The organism is Bacillus sp. DX4.1, assembly GCF_030348195.1.
GTDB lineage: Bacteria > Bacillota > Bacilli > Bacillales > Bacillaceae_G > Bacillus_A.
This window is the reverse complement of record NZ_JAUCFT010000008.1, coordinates 3785991-3798315: the sequence shown is the minus strand read 5'-3', so window position 1 is coordinate 3798315 and position 12325 is coordinate 3785991. Positions and strand designations below refer to the sequence as shown.

11 protein-coding genes and 2 riboswitches are annotated in these 12325 nt (G+C 38.2%); of the genes, 8 read left to right on the top strand and 3 right to left on the bottom strand.

Features of this window, described 5'->3' with window-relative positions:
- Window positions 1-20: 20 nt before the first annotated feature.
- Complete coding sequence (locus QUF99_RS22360; protein WP_289372996.1) at window positions 21-866, top strand: MBL fold metallo-hydrolase; 846 nt, start codon at window positions 21-23, stop codon at window positions 864-866.
- 72 nt (window positions 867-938) lie between these two features.
- Here QUF99_RS22360 and metC read toward each other — a convergent pair whose 3' ends face one another.
- Together metC and QUF99_RS22350 are read right to left on the bottom strand one after the other, a co-directional pair.
- Window positions 939-2102 (bottom strand): cystathionine beta-lyase, encoded by a 1164-nt coding sequence (gene metC, locus QUF99_RS22355; RefSeq protein WP_289372994.1) that lies wholly within the window; start codon window positions 2100-2102, stop codon window positions 939-941.
- The gene (locus QUF99_RS22350; RefSeq protein WP_289372992.1) at window positions 2099-3211 is read right to left on the bottom strand and encodes a methionine biosynthesis PLP-dependent protein; all 1113 of its coding nucleotides are present in this window, start codon (window positions 3209-3211) and stop codon (window positions 2099-2101) included. Before QUF99_RS22350 ends, metC begins: the two co-directional genes overlap by 4 nt.
- Window positions 3212-3391: 180 nt before the next feature.
- Window positions 3392-3504: riboswitch (SAM riboswitch) on the bottom strand.
- 203 nt (window positions 3505-3707) lie between these two features.
- Window positions 3708-3819, top strand: a riboswitch (SAM riboswitch).
- Between the two features lie 69 nt (window positions 3820-3888).
- On the opposite strand from QUF99_RS22350, the gene QUF99_RS22345 reads away from it, so the two are divergent.
- The 7 genes from QUF99_RS22345 (at window position 3889) to QUF99_RS22315 (ending at window position 11707) form a co-directional block, all read left to right on the top strand.
- Window positions 3889-5724: a bifunctional homocysteine S-methyltransferase/methylenetetrahydrofolate reductase gene (locus tag QUF99_RS22345; RefSeq protein ID WP_289372990.1), complete on the top strand. Its 1836-nt coding sequence runs from the start codon at window positions 3889-3891 to the stop codon at window positions 5722-5724.
- Window positions 5721-9119, top strand: coding sequence for a methionine synthase (gene metH / locus QUF99_RS22340; RefSeq protein WP_289372989.1), 3399 nt, complete (start codon window positions 5721-5723; stop codon window positions 9117-9119). The genes QUF99_RS22345 and metH overlap by 4 nt, the downstream gene beginning before the upstream one ends.
- An 18-nt stretch (window positions 9120-9137) precedes the next feature.
- Window positions 9138-10196 (top strand): undecaprenyldiphospho-muramoylpentapeptide beta-N-acetylglucosaminyltransferase, encoded by a 1059-nt coding sequence (locus tag QUF99_RS22335; protein WP_289372987.1) that lies wholly within the window; start codon window positions 9138-9140, stop codon window positions 10194-10196.
- A gap of 79 nt (window positions 10197-10275) precedes the next feature.
- Entirely contained in the window at window positions 10276-10557 is a 282-nt protein-coding gene (locus QUF99_RS22330; RefSeq protein WP_289372986.1) for a DUF3966 domain-containing protein, read from the top strand.
- Between the two features lie 87 nt (window positions 10558-10644).
- On the top strand, window positions 10645-11022 hold the full coding sequence (locus tag QUF99_RS22325; protein WP_289372985.1) for a nucleoside 2-deoxyribosyltransferase: 378 nt from the start codon (window positions 10645-10647) through the stop codon (window positions 11020-11022).
- Between the two features lie 5 nt (window positions 11023-11027).
- Window positions 11028-11183, top strand: coding sequence for a hypothetical protein (locus tag QUF99_RS22320; protein WP_289372983.1), 156 nt, complete (start codon window positions 11028-11030; stop codon window positions 11181-11183).
- A gap of 32 nt (window positions 11184-11215) precedes the next feature.
- Entirely contained in the window at window positions 11216-11707 is a 492-nt protein-coding gene (locus QUF99_RS22315) for a hypothetical protein (RefSeq protein ID WP_289372982.1), read from the top strand.
- Between the two features lie 107 nt (window positions 11708-11814).
- On the opposite strand, the gene QUF99_RS22310 is transcribed toward QUF99_RS22315, so the two are convergent.
- Window positions 11815-12126, bottom strand: a complete 312-nt coding sequence (locus tag QUF99_RS22310; protein ID WP_289372980.1) for a hypothetical protein — start codon at window positions 12124-12126, stop codon at window positions 11815-11817.
- Window positions 12127-12325: the final 199 nt, after the last annotated feature.

Genomic DNA, 12325 nt, shown 5'->3' with positions numbered 1-12325 from the left:
GGATAGGAAGAAGGGATAGCATGAAAATAGAGTTTTTAGGAACAGGCGGAGCAGTACCGATACCAAGACCAGGGAGCTATAGTAAAGTAAGTAAGGAAGCGCGGGAAAAAGGTGTCCCTTATAGCCGAATGGGTCCAAGTGTGTTTATTCATGACCTCCGTCTATTAATTGATACACCAGAGGAGATACGCCTGCAATTAGAGCGTTCTCATATTGAAAAAGTAGAAGCAGGTATTTATTCGCATTGGCATCCAGATCACACGATGGGAAGAAGAATTTGGGAAACAATGGCGTTTGAAATAAATAGAACATGGGGAACAACGGTTTATATACCAGAGCAAGTAGCGGTAGATATGAAACAATTTTTAGGTTCATGGGATCATTTACAGTTTATGCAACAACAGGGATGGATTGATTTGAACGTATTACAAGATGGACAATCTTTCGTAAAGAATAAGATAAAAGTAACACCATTTCGTCTATATGAAGAATATGTGTATGCATTTTTATTAGAAGAAAATGATAAAAAGGTGTTAATTGCACCTGATGAATTATATAGATGGGAGCCCCCAACACATTTGATTGGAAATTTAGATTTGGCGGTGTTGCCAATGGGAATGGTCGAATTTAGTTGGAAAACGAAAGAACGCCTGAAAGATCGTACTTTTATTGAAAGTATACGTGAGGCGACTTTTGAAGATACATTAGCGGTTGCAAAACAGTTACAAGCAAAACAAACGATTATTACACATATTGAGGAAGTTGATAATCTTGGTCATGATGAGTTACAAGAGATAGCGGCGGATCTTCAAAAAGAAGGTTTCAATATTGTTTTTGCATATGATACAATGCAGATTGAAATCTAAAAAGAACCTGAGCCTTGTAGGTTCTTTTTAGCGTTTTATCCTTATGTTCAAATGAATTTAATTAGAATGGTCTTATGCTTTTACAGGCTCTTCTATATAAGAAAGCGCATGTTCAAAATCGGCAATTAAATCATTTACATTTTCGAGACCGACTGATAAGCGAAGCAATGAATTAGAAATGCCTCGTTCATCACGTGCTTCTTGTGATAGTGCTGCATGTGACATTTTTGCAGGATAGGAGAGGATGGATTCAACGGCTCCTAAACTAACAGCAAATACAGGAAGCTTAATTTGGGATAAAAGTTGTCGCAAGGCATCTTCAGACTGCAGCGTAAAGGATAGAACAGCACCGGCAGATGTTGCTTGGGCTTGCTGCGTTTCGTATCCTGGATGAGATACTAAACCAGGGTAATATACGGTTTGTATTTTCGGATGCTGTTGTAAATAATGTGCGATTTTGCTGGCATTTTCTGCAGAGTGTTCAAGCCGAACATGCAATGTTTTGAGTCCACGAAGTACAAGAGAACAATCTTGTGGCCCTAATATAGCGCCAAATGCATTTTGTAAAAAACTAAGTTTTTTTGCAAGCTCTTCATCTTTTACAACGGCCAATCCAGCTGTAACATCACTATGACCGGCAATAAATTTTGTTGCACTATGGAGTACAATATCCGCTCCGAGTTCAAGCGGTCTTTGGAATAGTGGCGTTAAAAATGTATTGTCAACAAAGGTAAGTGCCCCAGCGGATTTTGCTAGCTCACAAATAGCGCGGACATCAGTCACTTTTAATAATGGATTTGATGGTGTTTCAACATAAAGTACTTTTGTATTTGGTTGAATTTTGCGTTCCACTTCTTCTATATTTGTCATGTCAATGAATGTATGCGAAACACCATAGCGAGAGAGCACCTCAGTTACAATGCGATAAGTTCCTCCGTATACATCTTCTGAAATAAGAACATGATCTCCTTGTGATAGAAGTAGAAAAGCCGTAGAAATCGCTGCGATTCCAGATGAAAAGGCAAATCCTTTTGATCCACCTTCTAATAAAGCAATGATGTCTTCAAGTGCAGCGCGTGTTGGATTACCAGATCGACTATAATCGTATTTTCCAAACGTATCTACATCAAATTGATGAAATGTCGATGTATTATAGATGGGAACGTTAACAGCACCTGTTTGTGAATCATGTTTATATTGGTTATGAAGTAAGAGTGTATCTAGTGAATAACTCATATTCTAACACCTTCTTTTACATGTTTAATTGCTTGTTGTAAGTCTCGAATTAAATCATCGCTATTTTCAATGCCGACGGAAAAACGAAGGAGGCGATTACACACGCCACGTGCTGTTCGTACTTCTTCTGGTATATCAGCATGCGTTTGCGTCGCGGGATATGTCATTAAACTCTCGACTCCGCCGAGACTTTCTGCAAATGTAATAAGAGATAAAGATTGTAAGAATGGATCAATCCACTTTTCATCGCGAAGGCGAAATGAAATCATACCTCCTCTTCCTGGATAAAAAACATCGGTTACACCGTCTTCACTATTCAAATAAGAAACGAGTTTTTTCGCATTTTCCTCGTGTTGTTTCATGCGAAGTGCCAATGTTTTCATGCCACGAATGAGTAGCCAAGAATCAAATGGACTGAGTACAGCACCGGAAGCATTGTGATAGTGAGCAAGTTCTTCACATAAAGATTTGCCTTTCGCAATTACGAGTCCGCTTAAAACATCATTGTGACCACCTAAATATTTCGTTGCACTGTGCAATACAATATCAGCACCTTCTGTTAGTGGTTGTTGTATATATGGCGTATAAAACGTATTATCTACGATTAGAAGTAAACCGTGTCGCTTTGCGACAGCTGCAACAGCAGCAATGTCTGTTACTTGCATTAATGGATTTGTTGGTGTTTCTATAAAAATAGCTTTTGTCTGAGAAGAGATTGCTCGTTCTATCTGCGCGATAGATTGCGTATCTACGTATCTACATCGAATATTCCACTTGTCTTCATGTTCAGAAAAGAGACGATAGGTGCCTCCATATAAGTCTTCTGATACGATAAGCTCATCACCAGAACGGAACAGTGAAAGAACGAGAAGAACAGCTGCCATTCCGGAACTACAGGCATACCCCTGATCGCCTTGTTCTAAATCAGTGATGGCATGCTCTAATAGAAGACGTGTTGGATTTCCTGTTCTTGAATAGTCAAAGCCAGTGGATTTTCCAATTCCTTCATGCCGATATGCAGTTGAAAAGTAAACAGGTGGATTAACTGTTCCAGTTGTTTTTTCACTCCGATTTCCAATTTGGGCAAGTTTTGTTTCGATTGTTGACATGTATAATTCCTCCTTATATAAAGTGAAACTTTCATCAGTGGGAGCTTTGCTTTATTCCTCACTGATTATTAGCCCCCACCAATCGGGCAGTTTATCCGCCCTGGGATATTACTGCCCGTTAGTGGTGATAAAATAAAAAAAGCCTTCTAAGAAGAAGGCTTTTATGCGAATATAGTCTTCTTCTTATCTGTCAAATCTTTTCACAATTTGCTGGAATTAGCACCTTATTAACGATCGCGTTAATGGTTGCTGAGGTGTCAACGGGCCAGTCCCTCTACCTCTCTAGATAAGAATATTTTGTATGAAATTTTATTATGTTTTTAACTTTACAATAAAAGTTATGTGAATTGCAACTTTATTTTAAATAATTTTTATTTTCTATCTAGTATTATTGACTTTTATTTTCCCTCATGCTAAATTTATGAGAAAATTAACAAAGATTGTTAAAAGGTACACGTATTTCCTTTTAGTAACATAATTAAATAATAAAGACGAACTCTTATTGAGAGCGGTGGAGGGAAAAGGCCCTGTGAAACCCAGCAACCTTCAAACAGAATGTTTGAAACGGTGCTAATACCTGCAAAACAACTTGTTTTGCATGATAAGAGGAGGATTGATGATGTCCCCCTCTTCAAGGCGAAGAGGGGTTTTTATATTGATAGAAAAGAGGGAGACAGGTGAAATTACTAGATTTATTGTCAAAAGGAATTGTTATCGGTGATGGAGCAGTCGGGACATTGTTACATTCTCATGGTTTGCAAAGTAGTTTTGAAGAGTTAAATCTTTCTGATCCAGATCGTATTATATCAATTCACAAACAATATGTGGCTGCTGGCGCGGATATCATTCAAACAAATACGTATGGTGCAAATGAAGCTAAACTGCGCATGTATGGTTTGGAGAATCAGGTTGTCAAAATTAATAAGGAAGCGGTTAAACTTGCAAAATCGGCAGTGACAGATAGAAATGCAATTTTAGGGACAATTGGTGGAATGAAACATATTGGAGCGGTTACAACGACTGATATGGAACGTGAGTTTATGCTACTTGAGCAAGCGGGTGCCTTGCTTGAGGGAGAGGTTGATGGACTGTTATTAGAAACATTTTATGATGAATTTGAATTGCTGCATGCTGTTAAGGTGTTGCGGAAACAAACAAACATTCCAATTATTGCACAGCTTGCTCTTCATGAAGCTGGTACAACACAAAACGGCAATGATGTAAATGAAATATTGGCTCAGCTTCTAGATCACGGGGCAAATGTTGTTGGGCTAAACTGTCAATTAGGGCCACTTCATATGACGGAAGCTTTCAAAATGATATCGATTCCGAAAAACGGTTATTTGTCAGCTTATCCAAATGCAGGTCTTCCAAACTATGTAGAAGGGCGTTATGTATATGAAGGCAGTCCAGCGTATTTTGAAGAGATGACACCAAAGTTTATTGAGCAAGGTATCCGTTTGTTGGGAGGGTGTTGTGGAACAACACCCGCGCATATCCAGGGGATGAAACGTGCTCTTGAAAATGTAATACCCGTTACAGAAAAGCAGGTTGTCCAGCGGCCACAAGTGATTCATACGCAAACGAAACGCGCTGGTAATCATGTTACGCTTGCCGAGAAAGCGAAGAAACAAACGACGGTTATCGTTGAATTAGATCCACCGAAAACATTGGATACACAACGCTTTTTTGAAGGAGCAAGAGCATTAAAAAGAGCTGGGGCAGACGCTGTTACATTAGCGGATAATTCTTTAGCATCACCGCGCATTTCTAATATGGCCATGGGCGCATTATTAACGAAACATAATATCCCCGTGCTGACACACTTAACATGCCGGGATCATAATGTAATTGGTTTGCAGTCTCATTTACTTGGATTGTCTGCGTTAGGTATGGAAGAAGTACTAGCTTTAACAGGTGATCCAGCACGCGTTGGTGATTTCCCTGGAGCGACTTCAGTATATGATTTGTCTTCCATTGAATTGACTAAAATGATTAAAGAAATGAATGATGGACGTTCTATTTTAGGGAAGTCGATTGGTCCCGCTACACGATTCTCAGTTGGAGGAGCTTTTAATCCAAATGTGAGACATTTGAAAGCCGCTGTAAAACGAATGGAGAGAAAAATTGCAGCGGGAGCAGAGTATTTTTTAACACAGCCAATTTACGATGCAGCATTAATTGAGGAAGTATATGAAGCTACAAAACATTTAGAACAACCAATTTTTATTGGGATTATGCCACTAGTAAGTAAGCGGAATGCTGATTTTTTACATTTTGAAGTTCCCGGAATCACGCTCCCAGAAGAAATCAGAACGAGAATGGATGGTCATGAAACATCGCAGGCAGCAATTGAAGAAGGAATCCGTATTTCACAAGAGTTAATCGATGCTGCTATGAAATTCTTTAACGGTATTTATCTCATTACACCATTTTTAAAATATGAAATTACAGAGCAGCTTACTGGGTATGTAAGAGAGAAGCAAAAAGCGAAAGAAGGAATAAATCTATGAGACCAATACAAGAGAGATTACAACAGGAAATTTTAATTTTAGATGGTGCGATGGGGACGATGATTCAGCAAGCAGATTTAGTAGCGGAAGACTTCGGAGGAGAAGAATATGAGGGATGTAATGAATATTTAGTGAAAACGCGCCCGGATGTCATTTTACAAATTCATAAAGAATACATCGAAGCCGGTGCGGATATCATTGAGACAAATACATTTGGAGCGACCAATATTGTATTAAGTGACTATGAATTATCTCATTTAGATGAAGAATTGAATGAAATAGCAGCGTTGCTAGCAAAACAAGCGGTGATAGAGAGCGGTAAGGAAGTATACGTCGCTGGTGCAATGGGGCCAACAACGAAAGCGATTAGTGTGACAGGCGGCGTGACATTTGATGGGCTAATCGAAGCGTATACGAGACAAGCGCGAGGGTTATTGCGAGGCGGTGTGGATGTATTGCTTGTGGAAACGAGTCAAGATATGCGAAATGTGAAGGCTGCTTGTTTAGGAGTCCAGCAAGCCTTTACGGAAACAAAACAAACGGTGCCGCTTATGATTTCGGGAACAATTGAACCGATGGGAACGACTTTAGCAGGTCAAACGATTGAGGCATTTTATTTATCAATTGAGCATATGAAGCCGCTATCTGTCGGTTTGAACTGTGCAACTGGTCCAGAGTTTATGCGAGAGCATATTCGTTCTCTTTCTGAATTATCGGAGTGTCACATTTCATGTTATCCAAATGCAGGTCTTCCGGATGAAGATGGACATTATCATGAATCGCCAAAATCACTTGCCGAAAAAGTGAAATTATTTGCAGAAGAAGGTTGGGTAAATATTGTCGGCGGGTGTTGTGGAACAACGCCAGATCATATACGGGCGATCAAAACTTCACTTGCAACATTACAGCCACGCGTGAATCATGTGCGAAAAGGCCATGGAATTAGTGGCCTTGAAGCAATGCAATATGATGATTCCATGCGGCCATTATTCGTTGGCGAAAGAACAAACGTTATTGGATCAAGAAAGTTTAAACGATTAGTTGCAGAAGGGAAATTTGAAGAAGCGGCCGAAATAGCGAGAACACAAGTAAAGAAAAATGCTCATATTATTGATATTTGTATGGCTGATCCAGATCGTGATGAAATAGAAGATATGGAAAACTTTTTGGCAAAGGTAACGAAAGTATTAAAGGTTCCAATTATGATAGATTCAACAGATGAAAATGTAATGGAGAAAGCACTTACATACATACAAGGTAAGGGTGTCATTAACTCTATTAATTTGGAAGATGGAGAAGAGCGCTTTGAGAAGGTTACACCACTTATTCGAAAATACGGTGCTGCTATTGTAGTTGGAACAATTGATGAAGAAGGAATGGCAGTAAGTGCAGAAAGAAAATTGGAAATTGCAAAACGAAGCTATGAATTGTTAACGACGAAATATGGTATACGTCCATCAGATATTATTTTCGATGCCCTCGTTTTTCCAGTGGGAACGGGTGATGAAGAATATATCGGTTCAGCGGCAGCGACAATTGAAGGAATTCGTCTCATTAAAGAAGCATTGCCTGAGTGTTTAACCATTTTAGGTGTAAGTAATATATCGTTCGGTTTGCCACCAGCGGGCCGTGAAGTGTTAAACTCTGTCTTTTTATATCATGCGACAAAAGCTGGGTTAGATTATGCTATTGTGAATACAGAAAAATTAGAGCGATATGCTTCGATTTCAGAAAAAGAAAAGGGAATGGCAGATGCCTTATTATTTGAAACAACGAAAGAAACATTAGAAGAATTTACAAACTTTTACCGCAATACGAAGAAGAAAGAAACCGTTGTACAGGAGAAACTAACGCTTGATGAACGACTAGCAAATTATATTATAGAAGGAACAAAGCAAGAGTTACACGAAGACTTACAGCTTGCTCTCACTGAAGGGAGAAAGCCGCTCGATATTATTAATGGGCCACTTATGACTGGGATGGATGAAGTAGGTCGTTTGTTTAATAACAATGAGCTGATTGTTGCCGAAGTATTGCAAAGTGCGGAAAGCATGAAGGCAGCTGTGGGATATTTAGAGCCCTATATGGAATCGAGTGACAGTGCAAAAAAGGGAACAGTATTGCTAGCGACTGTCAAAGGTGATGTGCATGATATTGGTAAAAATCTCGTGGAAATTATTTTATCTAATAATGGCTATGATATTGTGAACTTAGGCATTAATGTTCGTTCTGATCGCATTGTTCAAGAGGTAAAAGAAAAGAATCCAGATATTATCGGACTGTCGGGCTTACTGGTAAAATCAGCGCAACAGATGGTAACAACTGCTGAAGATTTAAAGGCTGCGGATATTGATATTCCCATTGTAGTAGGTGGTGCAGCATTGACGAGAAAGTTTACAGATAATCGTATTTCTCCTTCCTACAATGGTCTCGTGTTATATGCAAGTGATGCAATGACGGGATTGGATCTTATGAATCGATTACAAAAAGAAGAAGAACGAGAAAAAATGAAACAAGACAAAAAAGAACGTCACCTTCATGTTGTGAAACCAGTGGAGAAAAAAGTCGAAATACCAGCTGTGATTGAAAAACTGCCGTCGGCGCAAGTGATGGTACCAGACTCAACAAAAAGAGTCGTACTTCGCGATATTCCGGTCTCGCATCTTGCACCATTTTTAAACCGACAAATGTTAATTGGACACCACCTTGGTTTAAAAGGAAGTGTAAAAAAATTGTTACAAGAAGGCGATAAACGAGCAAACGAATTAAATAATTTAATTGATGAATTATTACAAGAAGGTCAATCTTGGCTTCGTCCAAGAGCGGTATATCAATTCTTTCCTGCACAAAGTGATGGACAAAATATTATCATTTATGACCCGGAAGATCATACTCGTGTACTGGAACATTTTACTTTCCCAAGACAAGGGAAAGCACCGTACCGTACATTAGGAGATTACTTGCGCCCAGTTGGAGATGAAATGGATTATGTCGCATTTTTATCTGTCACAGTTGGGCAAGGAGTTCGTGACATTGCTGAAGAGTGGAAAGAGAAAGGAGATTACTTACGCAGTCATGCGATTCAATCATTAGCCTTGGAATTAGCAGAAGGACTAGCAGAAAAAACACATATGTTAATTCGCGATCGTTGGGGAATTCCAGATTCGCCGGCAATGACGATGGACGAACGATTTCGTACAAAATATCAAGGAATTCGTGTTTCTTTCGGATATCCTGCCTGTCCAGAGCTTGCTGATCAGGAAAAATTATTTCGCTTAATTCATCCAGAAGAGATTGGAATTACCTTAACAGAAGGATTTATGATGGAGCCGGAAGCATCCGTAACGGCGATGGTATTTGCTCACCCCGAAGCACGATATTTTAGTGTACTATAGTGTAGAAGGGGGAGACGTATGAAAAAGATAGTCTTTACAGGCGGTGGTTCAGCAGGACATGTGACACCAAACTTAGCACTTATACCACATTTACAAAAGATGGATTGGGAAATTTCTTATATTGGTTCTCATCAAGGGATTGAAAAAACGATTATAGAACAAGAAGGGATTCCGTATTATGGTATAGCAAGCGGTAAGCTACGCCGTTATTTTGATTTGAAAAATATAAAAGATCCTTTTCTTGTTATGAAGGGCGTAATGGATGCGTATGTACGTATTCGAAAACTAAAACCTGATGTTATTTTTTCAAAAGGTGGTTTTGTTTCTGTCCCGGTGGTAATTGGTGGATGGTTGAACCGTGTGCCTGTTTTCTTGCATGAATCAGATATGACGCCTGGGCTTGCAAATAAAATTGCACTGCGTTTTGCTTCTAAGATTTTTGTTACGTTTGAAGAAGCAGGGAAGCATTTGCCAAAAGAAAAAGTCATTTATACGGGATCACCTGTGCGTGAAGAAGTGCTGCAAGGGAATCGTGAAAAAGGTTTGCGTTTTCTAGGGTTCCATTCTCAAAAACCTGTTATTACAGTAATGGGAGGAAGTCTAGGGGCAAAGAAGATTAATGAGGCTGTCCGTGAGGCATTGTCAAAGCTTCTTGCAAACTATCAAATTGTTCATCTGTGCGGAAAAGGAAACCTGGATCAGCAGTTGCATGATATGAAAGGGTATAGACAATTTGAATATGTACATGGAGAATTACCTGATTTATTAGCAGCAACAGATTTTGTTATCTCACGTGCGGGATCAAATGCTATTTTTGAATTTCTAACGTTGCAAAAGCCAATGGTCTTAATACCTTTATCGAAGACTTCAAGTAGAGGTGATCAAATTTTGAATGCAAAGTCATTTGAAAAGCAAGGCTATGCAACAGTCTTATATGAAGAAGATGTAACAGTTACATCTCTTATGAAACATATAGAAGAGTTATACCATAATCGTGAAAATTACAAAAAAGACATGAAAAAGTATAATGGAAAAGAAGCAGTGCAAACAATCATTAAATATATTACAGAGACATGATTTTGAAAAAAATCATGTCTTTTTTTAGTAGAACAAAAGATTCGAAGGATTACTAAATTTATGTTACAATAACAAAGATTTGACAGGGGGATTCCAGTTACTTAGGCGTAAAAATACGAATGGATTAGGAGTGACTGTGTTGGAGCTGAGCCTCTATGAAAATACTGCTCTTATTGTATGTTTTGTGTTGTACGTTGGTAGTGTTATTATCTACATTGCAAGAAAATTTTCACAAGAACGAAATCTAGAAAAATCGGAAATAACAGCTGAGTTAGAAATGTTAGCCGATGAAAGTGATAAAAAACAAAAAATAAGAGAGAATCATTCAACTACCCACCAATTAAACGCTAATAAGCTTTGAAGGTGGTAAAAGATCATCCTCTTTTGTTGTCGTGAGCGCTAACAAGGAGTTTCCCTTCTGTTTTATATAATTAAGGAGCTAATTCGTATGAATTTCTATATTGCATCAGGCTTTCAAAATAAATATCTTGTTCAGTTTGTGGCGAGCAAATTGAAAGAGGCAGGATGGCAGCATACATATGATTGGACAAAAAATGAAAAAGCAACACATGCAGTGCAGTTACAGGAAATTGGTCAAGCAGAAAGACAAGCGATAAAAGACGCTGATGTTTTTCTGCTTTTATTGGATGGAGGAAAGGGTAGTCATACGGAGTTTGGTATGGCACTTGCTTGGGAAAAGAAAATATATATGTATCATGAAAATAATCCACTGCAAACAACGTTTTATCATTTACCAGAAGTGAATATGTTTCAAGGGGAAATAGAGCAGTTTATTTCATATGTAGTGGAAAAGGAAAGGGTATAATAACAGTGACTCAAAACATTCATATGCCTCGTACTTTACAAAAGTATGGATATGATTATAAACCGTTTCAAAAGTGGGAACAATGGACGCTGTTAGAAGAACCTAGCCCTTATATCGCGGTATGTGAGGGAATACAAATAGAAAACAAAAGAAAACTGTAGTGGAGATTAAGCAGAAAAAAGGAGTTACAAACATGAAATTAGAACAAGGATGGCAAACAAGTTTCTTAACAGTCGTACAACAAAGCGAATTTAAAAAAGATGCACTTCGTAGTCAGCTATTATTTATGGACGGAGAAGAAATAGAAGAGCTTGTTGATGATTATGGATATGAAGAAATCATAAATCGTGAACATGATGAGGAAGTAGCGGAAATTTTAGGAGATGAGCTCTTTAGTGAAATGGAACGTCACGTATTCTTATCTGCACAGTCTGAAGAAAAACTAATTTCATTTCTAAATGGATTAGGGTTTCACGTTTTAGATTGGATTGTTCTTCTTGAAACAGAATTTGGCATTGATAGTGCTTTATTTACATCGGATGCAGTGAAAATGCTAGAGAAACGTTTACGTCAGTTTCCATATGTAGAAGAGAATAAAACGATTTTCGATATGACAGTAGACGAAGCGATGGACCTATTAGAAAATATCACGGGTGTACAGTTGAAAGAAAAGATAAATATATAGTGAGCCTTTCAGTAGTGGGAGATAAAGTGAAACTTTTCTCAGTAGGGGTCTTACTGCCCGCGAATAGCGGGATAAATGAAAAAGAACGTGCTCATCACGTTCTTTTTTTACATTATAATAAGTTTGTCTGTTAGTCTCCGTTTTCCAGCAAGAACTGCATTTAAATACTCCACTTTTCGTATGCAAGACTGAATGTGCTTTTCGACCTCTTGTAACTCTGCTTGATGATGCGTTTCAATGGGATGAATTTGCACATTAAACTTTTCAAATTGGCTGCTGTATGTGATTTCAGCATAGCCACTCATAATATCGGTAGGATTATGAAACAAAAATTGTTTTGTCTCCTCGCAGTATGTAACTTCTTGAAATCCATATGATTTTAGTGCTTCAATGATTTTTGTAATAATTGTTGTATCCATTTTTCTCCCTCTTTACGAAATTATCCTTTTGTATTATAACATAAATCACAAATAAGAAAGCGCTATCATCATTGTTTATCTACAATTTTTATATATACTTAACAAAATGAAATAAATAAAAAATAATTGTAATAAAGTGAGGCTTCCATCTGTGGAAGGGATTCATCCCGGCGGATAATTAATTGAACGAATTGGGCTC

Bases quoted from the DNA above. Each gene is read 5' to 3' on its own strand.
- QUF99_RS22310 (WP_289372980.1), bottom strand. From the start codon at position 12,126: ATGGATACAACAATTATTACAAAAATCATTGAAGCACTAAAATCATAT.
- QUF99_RS22325 (WP_289372985.1), top strand. From the start codon at position 10,645: ATGAATTTCTATATTGCATCAGGCTTTCAAAATAAATATCTTGTTCAG.
- metH (WP_289372989.1), top strand. From the start codon at position 5,721: ATGAGACCAATACAAGAGAGATTACAACAGGAAATTTTAATTTTAGAT.
- metC (WP_289372994.1), bottom strand. From the start codon at position 2,102: ATGAGTTATTCACTAGATACACTCTTACTTCATAACCAATATAAACAT.
- QUF99_RS22360 (WP_289372996.1), top strand. From the start codon at position 21: ATGAAAATAGAGTTTTTAGGAACAGGCGGAGCAGTACCGATACCAAGA.
- QUF99_RS22315 (WP_289372982.1), top strand. From the start codon at position 11,216: ATGAAATTAGAACAAGGATGGCAAACAAGTTTCTTAACAGTCGTACAA.
- QUF99_RS22350 (WP_289372992.1), bottom strand. From the start codon at position 3,211: ATGTCAACAATCGAAACAAAACTTGCCCAAATTGGAAATCGGAGTGAA.
- QUF99_RS22335 (WP_289372987.1), top strand. From the start codon at position 9,138: ATGAAAAAGATAGTCTTTACAGGCGGTGGTTCAGCAGGACATGTGACA.